This window comes from Thiofractor thiocamini (assembly GCF_055384375.1).
Genome location: NZ_AP042389.1, coordinates 1,464,864 through 1,484,837, shown reverse-complemented (window position 1 = coordinate 1,484,837; position 19,974 = coordinate 1,464,864). Strand labels below are relative to the sequence as shown.

Below are 19,974 nucleotides of genomic sequence, written 5' to 3'. Positions count from 1 at the left end.
AAATAGTGATATTTTTGTTACTATATATAAAAAATTAACCTTGGAGAGATATAATGGATAAAAAGATTATAGATAAAGATACCATTTTTTTGGATATAAAAGACAATTCCCAAATCATTTCTGCCATTGAAGAGATCATGAAAGTAAAAAAAATCGACCTTGATCTGCAAGATAGCGATACCATGGACAGTATCTCTAAAAAACTGGGCGTCGATCCGATGGATCTTCTTTTGATCCTAAATAAAAAAAACGGTACTGAGAAAGAGTTTCATCAAACCTATCCTGAAATGAATATAAAAGGTGTTGCACAAGAGCCTGACTGGTTAGATAAAAACGATATGGTCGAGCTTGATGTCAGACCCTCTCTGGCCAAAGGAGTGGATCCTTTCGGACTCATTATGCAAACAGTCGCCACTTTAAAAGGAAGAGTGCTGCACATTATCAATAGTTTTGAGACTACACCTCTGTACTCGGTACTTGGCAAACAGGGCTTTGAACACTATGCCAAAAATGATAACGGAGTATGGCATATATATTTTCATAAAAAATAGTTATAAAATATTTTTTACATAATAGATTAAAAATAATATTATTTTAATATTAAATAAGTTACAATTTAGTTTGTATGCTGATATCCTAATTGTCAACTAGGAGTAACTTTTGATATTATATGATGAATTTGGGCAGCTTTTGGGGGCTGATTTAGAGAGTATAGAACTTTTTGGATGCAACGATATAGCTGAATTCAAAGAGAAAGTAAGTGATATTTCAGACTTTTTTATAAATAAAGAAGGATATATACATAAATTTGACCACTACAATTGGATAGACTACCTCAATTACTCCGAAGAGAAAATCGATAAAGTTTTGATAAAACAAAGCGATAGCACTGCCATTGACGCAAAAGTAATCGTAAAAGAGATATACAATATCATAGAAATAAACGGCTCAAATATCACCTATATGATAGATTTTGCAAATAAGCATACGGTCGATATTGAAGAAGAGCCGAAAATTGACGATATTGCAAAAGAGAAAGAGGATGAAGATATATCGCCTGAAATTCTGGAACAAGATATACTCGAAGAAAAGATAGAGCTGGATTATAAAGATATGGCAAAAGAGTTGGATGTGGATGAAAATATGTACCATGAACTGCTTAACGATTTCATTCTTGAGAGTAAAAACGATCTTGATCTGATGAATGCATATATCGCAAACAGCAATTATGAATCACTTCTTAAAATAACCGACAAGTTAAAAAGTATCTGTATGAACCTTAAGATAAGTGTGTTTCTGCCTATACTAAGCAGTATAGAACGAAATGTAAGAAATAAAAGTTATGACAACATAGATAAATTTCTTGATGTTTATAAAAAAGAATTAAACGTTTTGTCCCAAAACATAAGACAAATATAAAAGGATATTTATGAAATTAAATACAAACTCAAGTTTAAAATTGATCAGTTTTTTCCCGTTGGTATTGCTGCTTGTGCTATCATCATATTTTATGTATCTTTCATACCAGCAGTATCAAGACACTCAAAGATTCCAAGTCAAACTAGAATCAAACAAAATACTTAAAAATCTTTCTGTCAATTTGGCAAAAGAGAGAGGACTTAGTGCCACATATCTTGGTAGTAAGGGAAAATTGGCTAAAGATGCGCTTAAAAAACAGAGAAAAATGACAAACAATGCCATAAGGGAGTTTAACGGTTACTTTAAAAACAAGCCTATCGATACTGAACTTACAAGGGTTTTTAGAGCTCTAACCCAAATTACCAACATAAGAGTTGCAGTAAACAAAAGGAGTACCACTTTCAATAAAATGTTTTTTGGATACTATTCAAAAGTAAATGCTTTGCTGTTCGACGAATACAAGAAGATACTAAATATCCAAATGACACCTGAGATAACTTCTGAAGTCTCACTGGAGACTGATATGCTCCAGGAGATGGAAAAAAGTGGTCAGGAGAGAGGATTTGTGTCATATATCATATCAAAAGAGAGACCTTTTACAACTAAAGAGTTTTCAAACTGGCTAAGGATATTTTCCCAAGCGGATTTAACTACATTCAATATCAATATATCAGATATAGACCTTAAGAACAAACTATTCGTTCTTTTTCATAGTATTAATGCCAAAAGACTTTATAACACTCTAGTAAGAGCGAAGATCAATATAATCGAAGGAAGTGATATAGGTTACTATCAAATAGACCCTGCAACCTGGTTTGGGCTTATGACTCAAAAAATCAATATACTTGACAGGGCGGACGGCTTGGTCAGTCTTAGAGTAAGTACGAAAGTCAGTGACTGGTTTGAAAATGAAGTAAGACCGAAACTTACTTTGGCCGCGGGTGTGCTTATATTGACTATATTCTTGCTTATAGTCGGATTTTTTATAGACAGATATATAAAAAGAAGTATCAGGGAGCTTGAAAAACTCTTTAGTAAAGTCGGCCAATTAGCTGACATAGATGAGGAGATAGATTTTCAAACAACAGAGGGTATCGAAAAAGGGTATCGTATCATTGAGATAGCCATCGATCAAATTCAGCAGGATAAACAAATAGCACTTGAAGCCAGTAAGGCCAAGAGTATATTCCTGGCAAATATGTCTCATGAGATAAGAACTCCACTTAACGGTATCATAGGTTTTACCGAACTTCTTAAAAATACGAACATAAGCGGAGAAGAGAGGGATTTTGTCGATATCATAGAAAAAAGCTCCGAAAATCTTTTGGAAATCATCAATAATATCTTGGATCTCTCCAAGATAGAGAGTGACAAGATAGAAGTTGAAGAGATACTTTTCTCTCCTATAACGGAATTTGAAAATGCGGTAGAAGTTTTTGCCGCAAAAGCAGCCGAAAAAAATATAAGACTTTCATTTTATATGGATCCAAGTCTTAGTAATTACCTCAATGGTGATCCGACCAAGATAAAAGAGGTGCTTATCAATCTTTTGAGTAATGCAGTCAAATTTACACCTATCGACGGTGAGATAGATGTAGAGATAAAAAGACTGGGCAATGTTGATGCATTTGGAAGAACAAAAGTGCAATTCTCAGTCAGAGACAACGGTATAGGTATATCAGAAGACAAGTTGAAAACCATATTTGATGCATTCTCTCAGGCCGATTCGACAATTACAAGAAAATACGGAGGAACAGGTCTGGGACTAACCATATCATCCAAATTTATCTCCATGATGGGTGGAAAACTTGAAGTCGAGAGTAAAGTCGGTGAAGGCACTAAATTTTTCTTTACTTTGGAATTTGACGAATCTCCTTCTAGTGAGTTTAATTTTAGAGATGAATTTACAGAGTACAAGTGTGCATTGCTTGCAAGTGAAAAAGATAGGAAATATCACACACAGTATGTATATGACTACCTAAAATATTTTGGCTGTGATGTTGTCTTTTTCTATAATTACAAAGAGATAAAAGGATTGATGTATAGAGAAAATATCAATTTTGTTATACTGGATGTTGATTATATCGATGAAGATGAGCTTGAAGATTATAAAAAGATTTCAATCCCCGGGATAGTCATACTCAAATCCTCCATGCAAGCAGTCGCTAATAAATACACAAACGACTACATAAAAGCACTTTATGAGCCGGTTAATGTCACTAAGCTTGCTAATGTACTGGAAAAACAAAAAGAGTTTCTACCTAAAGTAAAAGAAGGCGGTACCAATGCAGAAGAGGAAGAGGAGGCTTCGGGAGAAATTTCTACAAAAGCACATGATTTTGATACCAAAGAAGAAGAGCATATTGATGACGGCAAGGTAAAGATCCTTGTTGCCGAAGATAACGATATCAATCGAAAACTTATAAAAAGAACCCTGGAGAATTACAATGTAGAGGTCACCTTGGCAAACAATGGTGAAGAAGCATTGAACGAAGTAAAAAGCAGAAAGTTCGACTTGATCTTCATGGATATAGCTATGCCGGTCATGGATGGCGTTGAAGCTTTACATGCGATACTTAACTATGAGCTAAATACCGGGATAAAACATACTCCGATAGTAGCATTGACAGCAAATGCGTTGAAGGGAGATAGGGAGAGATTTTTAAATGAAGGGTTTGATGAATATGTTACGAAGCCCATAAAAAGTACAAGCATCGAAGCGATACTACAAATGTTCCTAAGCGACAAGTATCATCCAGCAGCAGAAAATAATGGATCTGCCGAAAAAACAGAAGAAGAGAGCAGATCAAAAGAAAACATCGAAGAGTCCGGAGAACAAGCCTACGATATAGGTGATACTTTCAGTAAAAATGAAGAAGAAGCCAGCCGAAAACTAAAAGTTCATTTTGACGGGGATACCGAATTTTACAGCGGACTTGAGGAAGAGGAAGAAGAAAGCAGCGAACCCGAAGAGATGGAAGCATCAAAAGAGCCTTTATGGGATGAGGAACTTCCGCCGCTTAACAAAGAAGATGAGTTTTCCAAGGATACGGATGAAGAAAAATCTGAGCCCACTTTTTTTGATGAAGAGATAAGTATAAAACCAGTACAAACCCCTGCTGAAGAAACCGTTGAAGAAGAATTGGGTGAAGAGAAAGCAGGCAAAGAGAAAACAAGCGAAGAAGAGGAGTTCATACCACATCTTGAGGAAAGCAAAAAAGAGCCCGAGATGAAAGAGTATGAAGAAAAAACAGAACCGACAAAAGAGAAAAAGCCGGGTGAGATAGATGTATTGATCGCAGAAGATAATGTCATAAACCAAAAACTGATAGAAAAAACTTTGGCAAGCCTAGGTTTGAACGTCGAGATATCCAGCAATGGTGAAGAAGCCTTGGAAATGTTCAAAAAGAAAAAATATGATATAGTTTTTATGGATATATCCATGCCTGTTATGGACGGCATAGAGGCTACACATGAAATTTTAGCTTATGAAAAAGAGAATAATCTCGAACACACACCGGTAGTTGCGCTTACGGCAAATGCATTGCCTGGAGACAGAGAAGCTTTCTTGTCAGAGGGGCTGGATGAGTATATCTCGAAGCCACTGAAAAAAGAGGATATTGTCAAAGTATTGAAGATATTTTTAAACTATAAGACCGATGAAGACAATGCACCTAAACAAGAGCTTAAAAAAGAGGATGTTTATGATAATTTTATAGATAATATAGAAGCTGAAGATGAAGCAAACGAGGAGGAATTTGTACATACGGAAGAAAGAAGAAAAGAGCAGGATATCACTGAAAAAGATGTACTAGTGTATAAAAACAATCAAATAGAAGCGAAAATTTTATCAAATATGATAGAAAAAATGAACCACAGTGTTGATAGAGTATTTAATTTTGATGAATTTTTGATGCAGATGGAGAACAAACAGTACAAAGTTGTACTGTTTGATAAAGAGATGGAGTTTGTTGATAGAGAAGACATAATTGAAAAGATCAAAAAAACCGATCAAGATCGGGGTGAAAAAACCGTTATCGTTGAACTTGTAAGTGTACAGGATTCCAACAAAGACGAAGATAAGCCTTTGGTCGATGAAATTATGGACAACGTCATCAATAAAAAAGGAATAAGAGAAATCTTAGAAAAATATATAAGGTAAGAGATGAGCAAGATAAATATACTTTCAGTTGACGATGATTTTATAAATCTTAAACTAGTAAGTTCCATATTGAAAAGAAATGATCATGTAAATAACGTTATAGAAGCTTCAAACGGGTTGGAGGCGTTGGAAAAACTAAAAGAAAACAAAGATATAAATTTGGTACTGCTGGACATGGTTATGCCCATAATGGACGGGTCAAAATTTTTAGACAATCTGTTTGCAAATGATGAGTGGAAAGAGATACCCGTTATCATACTGACAACAGATGAAACGAAAAAACAAGAGGCATACGAAAAAGGTGCCTATGATTTTATACTAAAACCTGTCAGAGAGCATGTACTTAACGAAAAGATAGATAAAGTCGTAGAGACTTTTTTTTAGCTAAGATAAATAGGAGTTTATATGCTTCCAAATGAAGAGCGCAAGGGATGTGCAGGTAATTTTATAGTAATATTGTCAGTTCCTTTTTTACTTTTTTTAGCCTTAGTGGCAAGTTACTTTGGCTATCTTTCGTTAAAAGTAGAACTTCATACTCTATTGATTTTGGGATTTATCTTTTTTATATTTATCTTTTTTATAAAACACAATGCCAATTTTACCGCCTGTAAATTTAAAAATTCTTTTTACGAAACAGAGGAGAAATTAAAGATATTTTTAAACAGCAGCGAGCTTGAGATAAACGGTAAAGTAAAATCACTGGCAAATATAGATGAATTTTTGGAAAATGAAATTACCAAAATGAGAAATGATAATTTCTCAAGTGTTGCTTCGACAATTTTCCCAATGCTTGGAATCCTGGGTACTTTTATAGCCATAGCGATCTCAATGCCAAACTTCAGTGTGCAAAGTACCGAAGCTTTGGATAAGGAGATATCGATTTTACTAAGCGGTGTAGGTACTGCTTTTTATGCTTCTATATATGGTATATTTTTATCACTTTGGTGGATATTTTTTGAAAAGAGAGGCATCAGTAAGATAAATGCTCTTGTAGAGTATATCAAAAGAGTTTACAGGAAAAATATATGGACGAAAGATGAACTTGAGAGATACAGGCTTCTTTTGGAGCAGGAAAGCAATGTCAATATAGTTCAAACTTTAAAAGATGTATTCAATACCGATATGATAAAAAGTCTTAACCAAAGATATATAGAAGATTTTCAAATCATCGTTGACAAAACTTCCAATAATTTTGAAAAAATTGCTTCGGATATGCAAAATGCTACAGCCAATTTTGAAAACTCGCTAAAAGAGATGTATCACAGTGAAAATGCACTAAAAGCGACCATCAAGATAGATGAAACCCTTAAAAACTTTACCGAGTCCATAGATAAGCTTCAAAACAGTATACAAAGTATAGACAAAGGTCTTTCTTCTTCGGTAGAGAAAAATTTTGAAAAAGTTGACAAAGAGATAGCGGATATCGTTGTTAAATTGGCAGATTTTGGATTTTTGCTTGATGAGCAGATAGAGAAAGTATTTTTGGTGATCGAGCAGTATCACAAAGAAGTGTTAAAACAGTTAAAAAGATAATGAAGCATTTATCATTTGTGGAAAAATGTCAAATTATGAGTGTTAAAGTATTGATTGGCGGCAAATACAAAACTAGGGGATTTTTCGATTGAAATTATTTAAAAAAGATAATGAAAATACCAATTTTTGGATATCTTATGCCGACTTGATGGCAGGACTCCTGTTTGTCTTTATACTGCTTATAGGAGCGATAGTGACCAAGTCGATTTTACTAAAAAGCGACCTTCTCTCAAACAAATCAAGACTTAAAAAAAACAAAACCGCACTCGAACTTAAAAATGACGAGATAAAAAGACTAAAAAAACTTCTTTTGGAAAAAAATACCCAACTAGCTTCTTTTAGCAAAAAAGTTATCATATTGCAAAATGTAATAAATGATGTAAATGCATCCCTTCTTGAAAAAGAGAGAGAATTGAAAGATTATGAAGGTAAGGTTTTGGTACTTTCCAACGAGCTGACCGACACTAAAAGCAAAGTAGCTCTCAGAGATGAACAGATAGTGAAACTTTTAAACGAATTAGGTGAAAAAGAGACAAGGTATGACAGACTTGTAGCGGATCTTAGAAAAACGAAAAAGAGGATAAAAAGTTTAACGGGAATTCGTATAAAAGTGATAGCTGAACTTAAAAAAGCTCTTGGCAACAAGATAGAGATAGATCCCAAAACCGGAAGTATGAGATTTTCAGCTTCCATACTTTTTGATAAAGCCAAGGCCAAACTAAAGCCAGGGGCCAAAGAAGAGTTGAAAAAAGTATTTTTGAAGTATGTTAAAGCACTTTTGAATAATCCTGATATCAAAGAGCATCTTGACAAGATCATCATCGAGGGTCATACAGACAGTGACGGTGGATTTTTATACAATCTTCAACTTTCGCAAAAAAGAGCTTATGAAGTGATGAATTATCTTTTGACTCTTGATTTTGTAAAAAAACATAACCTTAAAAAGATCATGATAGCAAGCGGAAGGTCATATCTCGATCCGATCCTTGATAAAAACGGTCTTGAAGATAAAGAAAAATCAAGAAGGATAGAGATAAAGTTCACTCTTAAAAATCGCGATGCCATGAAAGAGATAGAGAAGATTCTAGATGAAAAACAGTAACAGTTTCGAGCCGGTTTATCTTCAGGATGCAAAAAGACACATTGACTGGCTATATGAGAGGATCAAAAATATAAAAGAGAGTGACATGAAGGATTTGAGAGTGAAAAAAGTTTCTGCATTTTCAAAATTCATCAACTTTTTAAAAAGGGTTTTTTAGAGATGTCCTTCAAATCAATACGGATTTTCATAAAATATATAACTTGTTGAGTAGTCACTAAATTCAAAATAAACCTTTTTTTCATCGTTGTCTATCTTGTAGTTAAGATTTTTATCTATATAGCCATACCCGTATCTGTATGATCTTGGTCTTTTATCATCGGTACCGTATGCAGTTGAGAGTTTATCGATACCTATAAATCTTTTTACCAGCTTATTTCCTGCATAAACATCCAAAACTCCATTTGTTCCTGTCCAGTTCTGGATACTTCTTCCGATTTTGTTTTGAGTCTCCTGGGTACATCCTGCAAATATAACAGCCAAAACCGATGAGATAAAAATGATCTTTTTCATGCTATTTTATCCTTTTAAAAATAGATTTTACTATTATATCAAGTTTTCTTTGATATAATATTTATGAAAACTATAGGCACTGACCAAATAAAACTTTTACACTCATTCTCAAAATTGCATCCTGCAATTTTTCCGAGGCTAAAATTTGGATTTGCATCCTTGCAAATCCTTTTAAATTTTAGAACCGTTAGAAAGTTTTATTCGGTCAGTGCCAAACTATAATGAAGGAATATTTGCAATGCAAATAGAAATGCTCTACAGCAAAATCCATAGAGCCTGCGTAACCGAAGCAAATCTTAACTATATAGGCTCTATAACCGTAGATAAAAAATTGATGAAAAAAGCCAAGCTTAGAGTCGGACAAAAGGTTGAAATCGTCAATATAAATAACGGCGAGAGATTTAGTACCTATGTCATAGAAGGCAAAAAGAACAGCGGTACCATCTGTCTAAACGGAGCTGCGGCGAGAAAAGCGGAAGTTGGTGATAAAATTATCATTATAGCTTATGCTCTATTTCATGAAAAAGAGTTAAAAAAGTTTAAACCCGCAGTTGTATTCGTAGATGATAAAAATAAAATAACCAGGATAAAAGATCATGTTTGAAAATATGGATTTTAGTAAAATGGGTGAAATGCTGCAAAAAGCTCAAAGCGAAGCCCAAAAAATGCAAGAAGAGAGTAAAAATAAAGAATTTACCGCCAAAAGCGGAGGCGGTCTTGTAAAAGTAACCGCAAACGGAACGGGTGAGATCATAGATATGGATATCGACGAGAGTCTGCTTGAAGACAAGGAGTCATTACAGATACTTCTTATAAGTGCTGTTAATGATGTATTGAAAATGGTCGAGGATGATAAAAAACTTGCCGCATCGAAGATGCTTGGCTCACTTGGCGGGCTTGGACAATAAAAGGGCAAATGTATAGATGGGTCAATGGACTTGAAAGGTTTTAATTGAAAAAAGTTGTTGTTTTTGTACTCTTTGTAGCTTATCTTTATGCCGGAGTAGAGCCCATCAAGAGTGATTTTAAAGCATGTTTCAACAAACATTACCACTCTTTTGTAAAAATCGGAAGCAAAACCGGTGTGGCGGTATCAAAGCATAAAGTACTACTTTTTTCAAAAAGATATATGAGAGGGTATGCAAAAAGAGATCCTTTTTTAGGATTGTATCTTTTTAAGCGGGCAAAAAAGTTGCAACCTGTAAAATTCATAGATTTTTCCAAAGTTAGAAAAAATGTCGGGGTTATTGGAAATAGTGATTTTGATATAGCGGAAATAACCTCATTTTCAAACGGTCTGGATATTCCGGCAAAATTAAATAAAAAAGTAAAACCCAACAGACTTATAGATTGTGTATGCTGTAGGCCATTTGGACTAAGCAGAGGCGGTATGGGTTTTATAGATAGTGATTTTATACTTAGATTTCTTGAAAAAAGAAGAGTCACTTATGCTGATAGCGGATTGAAGTTTGAACAAAAAAAATCAAATATATATATAAAAGAGAAAAATCCTTTTTTCAAGGGTTTGTACATACCTGTTGGAAGCCAAGTCGTAAAAGTTGACGGCAAGAGGTATGAAAATGTCAGTAGTTTAAGCAAATATATACTCTTTTCAAAAATAGGAAAAGTTATCAATATAACATATAAATATGGTAGAAAAATTCACCATCAAAAGATAAAATTAAAAAGAAAAATCACAGGTGGTTTGATATCGCAAACCTATCTTGAAAGCATCGGACTTTGGATAAACTACAAGCTAAGGGTGGCTTATGTCGCGAAAAATTCACGAGCTTTTAAACTGGGTATTAAAAAAGGTGATAAACTTATAAAAATTAACAAGCATTTCATCAAATCTTACCCCGATATTAAAAAAGCCCTCTTAAAAATCGCAGACAGAAAGATTTACCTGCTTCTTAGCAGAGACGATTTTCAGTTTTTTGTACATTTTGGGAGATAGACTTGAATGATATAATGAAAGATTTTGAAGAGTATCTAAGAGATAATTTGCCTGAAGTTAAAAGTTTTCACCCTTTTTTTAACGATACGCTTAAAAAAATGCTTCTTGCCGGGGGAAAAAGGTTCAGACCCGAGCTAATGCTCAGCGTGGTAAATGTATATGAGCCATTACTAATAAAAAATGCATACCCCGTAGCACTCGGAGTGGAGCTTTTGCATACTTACTCTTTGATACATGATGATTTGCCCTCTATGGACAATGCCGAACTTAGAAGAGGAGAAAAGACCATACACACCGAGTATGATGAGGTGTCGGCCATACTGGCTGGAGATGCCTTGAATACCCATGCGTTTTATATGATTTCAACCGCACCTCTAAGAGATGATATAAAGATAAAACTGATTGAAGAGTTGTCTTATAACGGAGGTATAGGCGGTATGGTTTTAGGCCAGGCGATAGATTGCTACTATGAGAATAAAAAATTAGACCTCGATGAATTAAAGTTTTTGCATACCCATAAAACTGCAAAACTTATAGCGGCTTCACTGAAAATGGGCGGTATTATAGCCGGGATTTCAAAAGTCAAACAGGAAAAACTTTACGAATTCGGCGAACACCTGGGGCTTTTGTTTCAAGTGCAAGATGATATCATAGATGCAACCATGGATGAGAAAGAGGCGGGTAAAACAACCGGTAATGACGGCGATAAAAACTCCTTTGTCAATTTGATGGGACTTGAAAAAGCAAAAGAGTATCGTGATAACCTGGTTGAAAAGTTAAAAAGTGATACAAAAGAATTTGATGATGAACTTTCAAATTCATTGATAAAAATATTAGATAAATTTAAGGAAAAATAGATGGATACAGTAATGCTAAAAAAGATGGCGGATACGATAAGATTTTTAAGTTTGGATATGATTCAAAAAGCAAACAGCGGACATCCCGGAGTTTGTCTTGGTATGGCAGATGTAGTAACGGTTTTAAGTAATCATTTAAAACATAACCCTAAAAATCCAAAATGGCTAAACAGAGACAGACTTGTTTTTAGCGGCGGTCATGCAAGTGCCATGATATATTCGTTTTTATATCTAAGCGGATATGATATGAGTCTTGATGATCTTGAAAACTTCAGACAGCTTGGAAGCAAAACACCCGGACACCCGGAATACGATGAAGTTCCCGGAGTTGAGATAACAACAGGACCATTAGGGCAGGGAGTGGCAAATGCCGTAGGCTTCGCTTTTGCCTCAAAATATGCAAAAAAACTGCTAAACAGTGAAACGGCAAAGATCATAGATCATAAAGTTTACTGTCTTTGCGGTGATGGAGATCTGGAAGAGGGTATAAGTTACGAGGCCTGTGCGTTAGCGGGTAAAAATGAGCTTGACAACCTGGTTTTGATATATGATTCAAACAAGATAACCATAGAAGGCGCTACATCTTTGGCATGGAATGAAGATGTCAAGAAGAGATTTGAAGCACAGCAGTGGAATGTTCTTGAGATAAACGGTAATGACTATGAAGAGATAGAAAATGCTCTGCAAAAAGTAAAAACTCAAGATAAACCGACACTTATCATAGCAAATACCGTTATAGCGAAAGGTAGTTGTAGCTTTGAAGGCAAAGCTAGTTCTCATGGGGCACCTTTGGGTGAAGATGATATAGAGTGTTCAAAAGAAAAAGTAGGATTTGATCCTAAAGTGAAGTTTCAAGTACCGGAAGATGTACTAAGTAGATTTAGATGTGCCGTTGAAAAAGGAGATTTGGCTGAGAGAGAGTGGAAAAAACTTATAAATGAAGCCCCTCTTTTGGAGCAAAATGAAACTCTAAAAGCCCTTTTGAATCCGGATTTTAGTAAAATTCAGTGGCCTGAGTTTGAAGCCGGAAGTGAAGTTGCAACAAGAGAGAGCAACCATAAGATACTAAATGCCATAGCAAAAGCAATCCCCGGATTTTTAGGAGGAAGTGCGGATCTTGCACCTTCCAATAAAACCCATCTGGCAAATATGGGCGAATTTCCTAATGGCAGAAACATACATTTTGGCATCAGAGAACATGCTATGGCTGCCATAACAAATGCTATGAGTTTGTATGGTCTGTTTTTGCCTTATGATGCTACTTTTTTTGTATTTAGTGATTATATGAAGCCTGCAGTTAGACTTGCTGCGCTTATGGGTTTGAAAAGATACTTTGTTTGGACTCATGATAGCATAGGAGTAGGAGAGGATGGTCCTACCCATCAGCCAATAGAACAAATGAGCCAATTTAGAGCATTGCCGGGATTTTATCTATTTAGACCGGCTGATGCAAGTGAAAATGTAGCTTGTTGGAAAATGGCGCTCAAGCTTGATGCGCCTTGTGGATTTGTTTTGAGCAGGCAAAAATTAAAGACACTAAAGCCTTTTACAGAGTATGGTACTGTAGAAAACGGAGGCTACTTAGTAGCAAAAAGAGAAAATGCCGTTTTAACCATAGTTGCAAGTGGAAGTGAAGTGATGACATCTTTGCAGGCAGCTTGTCATCTTGAGCTTGCCGGAGTTAATGCAAATGTCGTAAGCGTTCCGTGTCTTGAAATCTTCAACCGACAGTCAAAAGAGTATAAAGATAAAGTCATAGAACCAAATACGAAAGTCTTGGCAGTTGAAGCCGCAAGTGGGATAGAATGGTACAGGTATGCCGATGAGGTAATGTGCATGGAGAGTTTTGGAGCTTCGGGAAAAGCCGGAGACTTGTTCAAAAAATTCGGATTTACCATAAAGGGTGTAAAAAAACGAGCTTTGGATATGTTTGATAAAGAGTATGTAGAAACTGAAGCAAAAGGAATGAAGGTATAATTGAAAATTGAGAATGAAAGGAAAAATGATATGTTGCTTTTGACACCGGGACCTACGGCGGTTCCCGAGAATATCAGGATGAAGATGAGTGAACCTACTATCCACCATAGAACTCCTGAATTTTCTGAGATTTTTGGGCAGACCAGAGAAAAATTGCAAAAGATATTTAAAATACCGGAAGTTTTGATGTTGGCTTCAAGTGGTACGGGAGCTATGGAAGCTAGTGTTTTAAATCTTTGTCAAAAAAAAGCACTAAGCGTTAATGCTGGGAAGTTTGGAGAGAGATTCGGTAAGATCATAAAAGCTTTGGGGCTTGAACTTGTGGAGTTAAAGTATGAGTGGAATACGCCGGCAAATGTTGAAGATGTAAAAGAGGCTCTAAAAGCCGATGAAGATATAGATAGCATCTGTATCCAGATATGTGAAAGTGCTGGAGGTTTGAGACATCCGGTTGAAGAGATAGCAAAAGTAGCAAAAGAGATAAATCCTGATATAACTATCATAGCTGACGGTATTACGGCAGTAGGGGTCGAAGATATAGATACAAGCGATATAGATGTGCTTATAAGCGGCAGTCAAAAAGCTTTCATGCTGCCACCCGGACTTTCCATGGTGGGGTTAAGCAATAAAGCTATAAAGTTGGTTGAGCAAGGCGGAAAGGGTTACTACTTTAACCTAAATACCGAGCTTAAAAAACAAAGAACAAATACAACCGCTTGGACGGCACCTACTACTCTAATCATAGGCTTAAATGCCATGCTTGATGAGATACTAGGCATCGGGCTTGAAAAATTTTATGAAGATACCAAAAAAAGAAGTTTGGCTGCAAACGAAGCTTTGAAAGCTATAGGGTTTGAGATATATCCAAAGACTCCTGCGATTGCCATGAGTGCGGTTTACAATGAGAAAGCCGATGAGATAAGAAAAATCCTAAAAAACAAGTATCATGTTAACATAGCAGGCGGACAGGATCATTTAAAAGGAAAACTTTTCAGGATAAACCATATGGGTCTTATAAAGCCATATGAAACGGCATGGACTTTAAATGCACTCGAATTGATACTGGATCAAATGGGCATAAGAGAGTATGACGGGAGTGCCAACAAAATCTTTACTTTAGGCATACAATGATATATGACCACGAAATACCAAAAGGAAGCAAGCTTTATTTTGGAGAGAGTGCAAAACTAAAAAGAGAGATAGAAAACATAGCTGCCCAAGTTTTGCAAGAGTTTGGATATGAAGAGATAGTAACTCCGCTTTTTTCTTATCATCAAACAAAAAGCATCTCTTCAAAAGAACTTATAAGAATCGGGGATGAAAAAAACAGACTCCTTTCTTTAAGAGCTGATAGTACACTTGATGTGGTTAGGCTTATTACAAAAAGATTGGGAAGAAGCATCGAACATGAAAAGTGGTTTTATCTTCAGCCGGTTTTTAGATACCCAAGCAGTGAAATATATCAAGTAGGAGCTGAACATATCGGTTCAAACGATATGGCAGAGCCCATAGAGATATCCGGTAAATTTTTTGACAAGATTGGCTTAAAGCCAACCTTGCAAATATCAAACATAAAAATACCTCAAATCATATCAAAAGAGCTTGACATCCCTATAAGTTTTTTTGAAAAAGGCAATCTTGAAAAGATACTGGATCTTGATATAAAATGGCTTAACAAATTGGCATATTTGCAAACCAAAGAAGATATTGACGAAGTAGTTAAAATCGTACCTGATAATTTAAAAGTGGAGTTAAACAAGATAAAAAAGCTTTGCGAGGATATAAAATATAAAGGTATTATTATTGCACCACTGTATTATGCTAAAATGAGATATTATGATGATCTTTACTTTAGATTTTTTGTAGGCAATAAAACAGTTGGGATGGGTGGAAGTTATACTTGGGAGAACCTAAAAGCGGTAGGTTTTGCAGGATATTTGGACGAGATCATAGAATTAAAGGAAAAGATTTGAGAACAAAAGCGGATATGATAGTGGGAATCCAGTGGGGTGATGAGGGAAAAGGCAAGATCGTAGATATGCTTGCTCAAAAGTATGAAACGGTTGCAAGATACCAAGGCGGACACAATGCGGGACATACTATCGTAGTAGGGGATAAAAAGTTGGCTTTGCACTTGATACCTTCCGGAGTTTTAAACAAAGATGCCATAAATATTATAGGCAACGGTGTGGTAGTATCACCAAAAGCATTGATGAAAGAAGTTGAAAAGAACGGTTTTGATGATTTAGAAGGGAGGCTTTTTATAAGCGATAAGGCCCATATGATTTTAAACTTTCACCAAGAGATAGACAAGGCCAGAGAGAGATTAAGAGGTTCCAAAGCCATAGGAACTACGGGAAAAGGTATAGGTCCCGCTTATGCTTTGAAGATTGAGAGAAACGGGCATAGACTTGGAGAGCTTAGAGATGTTGAAAAACTTGTTTCATCTTTGATGAGATATTTTGACAATAACAGTATATATTTTAAAGCACTTGAAATCAGTGTGCCGAACAAGAATGAATTAAAAAAAGAGTTAGAAGAGTATGCGGAGTTTCTCAAGCCTTTTTTATGTGATACGACCCATCTTGTATGGAGTGAACTTGATAAAGGAAAAAAGGTTTTGCTTGAAGGTGCTCAAGGTACACTTCTTGATATAGACCATGGTACTTATCCCTTTGTAACAAGTTCTAACACCATAAGCGCAGGAGCTTGTACGGGACTTGGACTAAATCCCAAAGATATAGGTAAAATCACAGGTATCGTAAAGGCATACTGTACAAGAGTCGGAAACGGACCTTTTCCTACTGAAGATGAGGGAGATGATGGAAAACTTTTGGGAGAAAAAGGACATGAATTTGGAACGACTACAGGAAGGCCAAGAAGATGTGGATGGTTTGATGCGGTTGCATGTAAGTATGCAAGCAGGATAAACGGATGCGATGAATTGGCACTGATGAAACTTGATGTGTTGGATGGATTTGAAAAGATAAAAGTATGTGTTGCTTACGAGGTTGACGGAGAAGTCATTGAAGATTTTCCTTCAAATCTTGATGATGTAAAACCTATATACAAAGAGTTTGACGGGTGGGATAAAGTAGAAGGTATAAGCGAATATGAAAAACTTCCTAAAAATGCAAAAAATTATGTAAAAGCCATTGAAGAGTTGGTTGGCACTAAAGTAGGTATCATTTCAACTAGCCCCGATAGAAAAGATACGATTATAAGATAGTCAGAAGTGAGTAGTTGGTAGTAAGTGGCAAAGAAGCCTTTTGCTTCTTTTTAGCAATCGAATAAAAGGATATTTTTGATGAAGACGAAATACTCTCAGCTTTTAAAAGTTAAAAAACAAAAAGTTGACAGTATTGAAAATGAAATCGCCCTTTTAAATTCAAAGAGAAAGAGTATTGAAAAAGATATAGAAAACTTAAAAGAAGAGATAAGCTCTTTAAACAAGCCCCAAGAGGGAAAATTTGATATTTTTTTATCTGTGAGTTACTCTTTTGATACTTTGTTTGCTCTAAAAAAAGAAAAAGAGTTCTATTTGCAACATATCGAGATTGAATTGGAGCAAAAACGAGAAGAATATAAAAAAGCGCTGATGGAGTATGAAAAGATAAAATATCTTGAGGATTTGGAGATTGAGAAAAAACTTGATAAAATTAAAAAAGATGAGCAGAAACTTTTGGATGAAATGTCTGTTTTAACTTATAAGAGGAGAACTGTTTGAAGGTACTGTTTTGTGTATTCTTTTTGCTTTCAACAATGATCGCCAAAGATAACGTTTATGAGTGTAATCAGATATTTGAACAAAGAAAAGCTGAGCTTACTACGAAAATAGAAAAGATAGACGAGGCCAGAGAAGCTCTCGAAGCTCTAAGGGCTGCTACCAATGCCCTTTTGGATAAGAAAAAAAAGATGCTTGCACAAAGGGAAGAGGATATCAATGCATCTTTGCAAAAGATAAAGACCAAAGAAAAAAATATAAAAGAGCTTTTGGCTAAAAATAAAGAACTCTTACAAGCCATAAAAGAGGCAAAAGATGACAAGATAAGTTTGACCTACTCGAAGATGAAAGATTCAGCCGCGGCTCAAATACTTGCATCCATGAAAGATGAAGAAGCCGCCAAGATACTTTTTAACTTAAAGCCAAAAAAGATTTCTAAAATTATGGCAAAAATGCCACCAAGCAAAGCCTCGAACATCACTCAAATACTGCTAGCGGGACCTCCGTTTGAGAAAAAAGGGATGAAAAAATGATAACTATAAACTTCAATGCATTTTCTTTTTTAAAAAACAGATGCAAAGAGAAAAATATAGAGTGTCCAAATAAAAAAATGCAAATCGAAGATGATATGAACATTCTATCGTTTATAAAGAGTCTCGGTTTTAGTGAAAACGATATAGAGGGAGTTTTTGTCAACCACAAAATAGTACCTTTAGATACTGTTTTAAAAGATGGTGACAGAGTCGCCCTTGTGCCACCCGGAGGCATCCCCAACCATGTCAAAGCATATGTAGGAAAAATTGGCTAAAACATCAGGTACTGACCAAATAAAACTTTCTAACGGTTCTAAAATTTAAAAGGATTTGCAAGGATGCAAATCCAAATTTTAGCCCAGGAATTATTGCAGGATGCAATTTTGAGAATGAGTGTAAAAGTTTTATTTGGTCAGTACCAAACATCAGTTTAATGAGTTCATTATTAAAAATTAGATAAAATATACCTTGTAACAAAATTAACATTAAGGCTTTGAGCATGAAGATAGGAAAACCACATGCCCCATACATCGCAAATAAAATATCAATAGACTTACTTAACAGCTCTTTCATAAAAATGAACCAGGGAGTCGAACCTGTTGCTGAAGCGGCCAAAAAACTGATCGAAGATGATATCCAACAAGAAGCTGCCCTTGAAGAGAGGGTTTATGAGATCATGGAAGAAAATGAAGATGAGATGGAGTTTATGCAAGTTGATAAGAGAAATATGTTTTGGCTTATCAAAAAAAGACTTGCAGGCGAATATGGCGTCATACTATCTTATGAAGACAGATACAGTGATCTTTCGCATAAGATTTTAGATGAGCTGATCCAAAATGACTTGATAGAGTTTCAAGTTTCGGAAAATATGGTCAAAAATGTCATATTCAATTCGATAGAAAGTTATATAGAAAGATTTGAAGACATTGAAGACAGAGTGATAGAGAAGATAAAAAATTATAAAAGAAAGTTGATACCCGGTAGTGAAGAGTATGACATAGTTTTTGAGAAACTGTACCAAGAAGAGTTGAAGAAGATAGGAATGATGTAAATGACAAAGATTTGGATATATGTAGAAAACGGACTTTTTTTGGAAGCAAAGAGTTTTGGCAGCATTGGTACCAAGACAGGAGAGATAGTTTTCAATACTTCCATGAGCGGATATCAAGAGATTGCAACCGATCCCAGTTATGCGGGGCAGTTTATAGTTTTTACCATGCCCGAAATAGGAAATGTAGGCTGCAATAAGCAAGATATGGAAAGTAACAAGATCCATGCGAGTGGGATAATAGTCAGAAACTATCAAGAAAGATATTCCAACTTCAGAGCAGAAGAGTCCTTTGCCGATCTTTTAAAAGCCAATAACGCTATAGGTATATGTGATATAGATACAAGAATGCTCACTAAAACCGTTAGAGACAACGGCTCTTTGATGATGATAGCTTCCACTGAGATTTCAGACAAAGATGAACTTAAAAAACTACTTGAAAGCAGCCCAAGAATCGAAGAGATAAACTATATAGAGCAGGTAAGTACGAAAAAGAGTTATATCCATGATAGTGGAGCTTGGAATCACTTAAAAATGGAGTATAACAAAGATATAAAAAAATCTAAAAAGATAGTTGCCATAGACTTTGGTGTTAAAAGAAATATCTTGAATGAACTTAGCGAAGTAGGTTTTGAAGTGGAAGTGATACCTCACGACTTTAATGCCGAAGAACTCATTCAGAGATACAAAACCGGTGAGATAAAGGCTGTATTTCTCTCTAACGGTCCGGGTGATCCTCTGATACTACAAAAAGAAGCCGATGAAATTAAAAAATTGATCAAAGCCAAAGTTCCCATGTTTGCCATATGCTTAGGACATCAGCTTTTAAGTATAGCACACGGTTATCCGACATATAAACTCAAATTCGGTCAACACGGCGGAAATCACCCTGTGCAAAATCAAAACAATAGAGTTATAGAAATAACTGCTCAAAACCATAACTACAACGTACCTGATAATATATGTGAAATTGCGACCATAACCCATATAAATCTTTTTGATGAAACGATAGAAGGCCTAAGTTATAAAAATTCTCCTATTTTTTCAGTTCAGCATCATCCTGAGGCTAGTCCTGGACCACATGACAGCAAATATATATTTGAAGAGTTCATGAAATTTGTCTAACATTAATTTAACACTAAAAAGTTATAA

At 35.4% G+C, this 19,974-nt stretch carries 21 protein-coding genes; 20 read left to right on the top strand and 1 reads right to left on the bottom strand.

What is annotated here, in order from left to right; translation table 11 throughout:
- Positions 1-53 precede the first annotated feature (53 nt).
- The 7 genes from ACZ47B_RS07550 (at position 54) to ACZ47B_RS07520 (ending at position 8,373) form a co-directional block, all read left to right on the top strand.
- Positions 54-551, top strand: coding sequence for a DUF2249 domain-containing protein (locus ACZ47B_RS07550; RefSeq protein ID WP_464893934.1), 498 nt, complete (start codon positions 54-56; stop codon positions 549-551).
- 109 nt (positions 552-660) lie between these two features.
- Complete coding sequence (locus tag ACZ47B_RS07545; RefSeq protein ID WP_464893933.1) at positions 661-1,419, top strand: hypothetical protein; 759 nt, start codon at positions 661-663, stop codon at positions 1,417-1,419.
- Between the two features lie 10 nt (positions 1,420-1,429).
- Positions 1,430-5,581 carry a response regulator gene (locus tag ACZ47B_RS07540; RefSeq protein ID WP_464893932.1) on the top strand — a complete coding sequence of 1,384 codons (4,152 nt, stop codon included), beginning with the start codon at positions 1,430-1,432 and terminating at the stop codon, positions 5,579-5,581.
- A 3-nt stretch (positions 5,582-5,584) separates the two neighbouring features.
- Positions 5,585-5,965 (top strand): response regulator, encoded by a 381-nt coding sequence (locus ACZ47B_RS07535; RefSeq protein ID WP_464893931.1) that lies wholly within the window; start codon positions 5,585-5,587, stop codon positions 5,963-5,965.
- Between the two features lie 21 nt (positions 5,966-5,986).
- A complete protein-coding gene (locus tag ACZ47B_RS07530) occupies positions 5,987-7,114 on the top strand; it encodes a MotA/TolQ/ExbB proton channel family protein (RefSeq protein WP_464893930.1) in 1,128 nt (375 codons plus the stop codon).
- A gap of 88 nt (positions 7,115-7,202) precedes the next feature.
- Positions 7,203-8,216 (top strand): OmpA family protein, encoded by a 1,014-nt coding sequence (locus tag ACZ47B_RS07525; RefSeq protein WP_464893929.1) that lies wholly within the window; start codon positions 7,203-7,205, stop codon positions 8,214-8,216.
- Entirely contained in the window at positions 8,203-8,373 is a 171-nt protein-coding gene (locus tag ACZ47B_RS07520) for a hypothetical protein (protein ID WP_464893928.1), read from the top strand. Before ACZ47B_RS07525 ends, ACZ47B_RS07520 begins: the two co-directional genes overlap by 14 nt.
- Positions 8,374-8,387: 14 nt before the next feature.
- Here the strand turns inward: ACZ47B_RS07520 and ACZ47B_RS07515 are convergent, their stop codons facing one another.
- Positions 8,388-8,726 (bottom strand): hypothetical protein, encoded by a 339-nt coding sequence (locus tag ACZ47B_RS07515; RefSeq protein WP_464893927.1) that lies wholly within the window; start codon positions 8,724-8,726, stop codon positions 8,388-8,390.
- A 238-nt stretch (positions 8,727-8,964) separates the two neighbouring features.
- On the opposite strand from ACZ47B_RS07515, the gene panD reads away from it, so the two are divergent.
- The 13 genes from panD to carA all read left to right on the top strand — a co-directional run bounded on the left by panD (position 8,965) and on the right by carA (position 19,947).
- Positions 8,965-9,330 carry an aspartate 1-decarboxylase gene (gene panD, locus ACZ47B_RS07510; protein WP_464893926.1) on the top strand — a complete coding sequence of 122 codons (366 nt, stop codon included), beginning with the start codon at positions 8,965-8,967 and terminating at the stop codon, positions 9,328-9,330.
- Positions 9,323-9,634, top strand: coding sequence for a YbaB/EbfC family nucleoid-associated protein (locus ACZ47B_RS07505; RefSeq protein ID WP_464893925.1), 312 nt, complete (start codon positions 9,323-9,325; stop codon positions 9,632-9,634). The genes panD and ACZ47B_RS07505 overlap by 8 nt, the downstream gene beginning before the upstream one ends.
- Before the next feature lie 44 nt (positions 9,635-9,678).
- A complete protein-coding gene (locus tag ACZ47B_RS07500) occupies positions 9,679-10,683 on the top strand; it encodes a DUF7488 domain-containing protein (protein WP_464893924.1) in 1,005 nt (334 codons plus the stop codon).
- A gap of 14 nt (positions 10,684-10,697) precedes the next feature.
- Positions 10,698-11,540, top strand: coding sequence for a polyprenyl synthetase family protein (locus tag ACZ47B_RS07495; protein ID WP_464895713.1), 843 nt, complete (start codon positions 10,698-10,700; stop codon positions 11,538-11,540).
- Positions 11,541-13,517 carry a transketolase gene (tkt, locus tag ACZ47B_RS07490; protein WP_464893923.1) on the top strand — a complete coding sequence of 659 codons (1,977 nt, stop codon included), beginning with the start codon at positions 11,541-11,543 and terminating at the stop codon, positions 13,515-13,517. It begins immediately after the preceding gene.
- A gap of 30 nt (positions 13,518-13,547) precedes the next feature.
- On the top strand, positions 13,548-14,648 hold the full coding sequence (locus ACZ47B_RS07485; protein WP_464893922.1) for a pyridoxal-phosphate-dependent aminotransferase family protein: 1,101 nt from the start codon (positions 13,548-13,550) through the stop codon (positions 14,646-14,648).
- Positions 14,645-15,490 (top strand): ATP phosphoribosyltransferase regulatory subunit, encoded by an 846-nt coding sequence (locus ACZ47B_RS07480; RefSeq protein WP_464893921.1) that lies wholly within the window; start codon positions 14,645-14,647, stop codon positions 15,488-15,490. The genes ACZ47B_RS07485 and ACZ47B_RS07480 overlap by 4 nt, the downstream gene beginning before the upstream one ends.
- Before the next feature lie 14 nt (positions 15,491-15,504).
- Complete coding sequence (locus tag ACZ47B_RS07475) at positions 15,505-16,746, top strand: adenylosuccinate synthase (RefSeq protein WP_464895712.1); 1,242 nt, start codon at positions 15,505-15,507, stop codon at positions 16,744-16,746.
- 78 nt (positions 16,747-16,824) lie between these two features.
- Positions 16,825-17,244 carry a flagellar export protein FliJ gene (locus ACZ47B_RS07470; protein WP_464893920.1) on the top strand — a complete coding sequence of 140 codons (420 nt, stop codon included), beginning with the start codon at positions 16,825-16,827 and terminating at the stop codon, positions 17,242-17,244.
- Positions 17,241-17,774 carry a MotE family protein gene (locus ACZ47B_RS07465; RefSeq protein ID WP_464893919.1) on the top strand — a complete coding sequence of 178 codons (534 nt, stop codon included), beginning with the start codon at positions 17,241-17,243 and terminating at the stop codon, positions 17,772-17,774. Before ACZ47B_RS07470 ends, ACZ47B_RS07465 begins: the two co-directional genes overlap by 4 nt.
- A complete protein-coding gene (locus ACZ47B_RS07460; RefSeq protein WP_464893918.1) occupies positions 17,771-18,049 on the top strand; it encodes a MoaD/ThiS family protein in 279 nt (92 codons plus the stop codon). The genes ACZ47B_RS07465 and ACZ47B_RS07460 overlap by 4 nt, the downstream gene beginning before the upstream one ends.
- Before the next feature lie 224 nt (positions 18,050-18,273).
- Positions 18,274-18,825, top strand: a complete 552-nt coding sequence (locus ACZ47B_RS07455; protein ID WP_464893917.1) for a DUF507 family protein — start codon at positions 18,274-18,276, stop codon at positions 18,823-18,825.
- Positions 18,826-19,947, top strand: a complete 1,122-nt coding sequence (carA, locus tag ACZ47B_RS07450; protein ID WP_464893916.1) for a glutamine-hydrolyzing carbamoyl-phosphate synthase small subunit — start codon at positions 18,826-18,828, stop codon at positions 19,945-19,947.
- Positions 19,948-19,974: the final 27 nt, after the last annotated feature.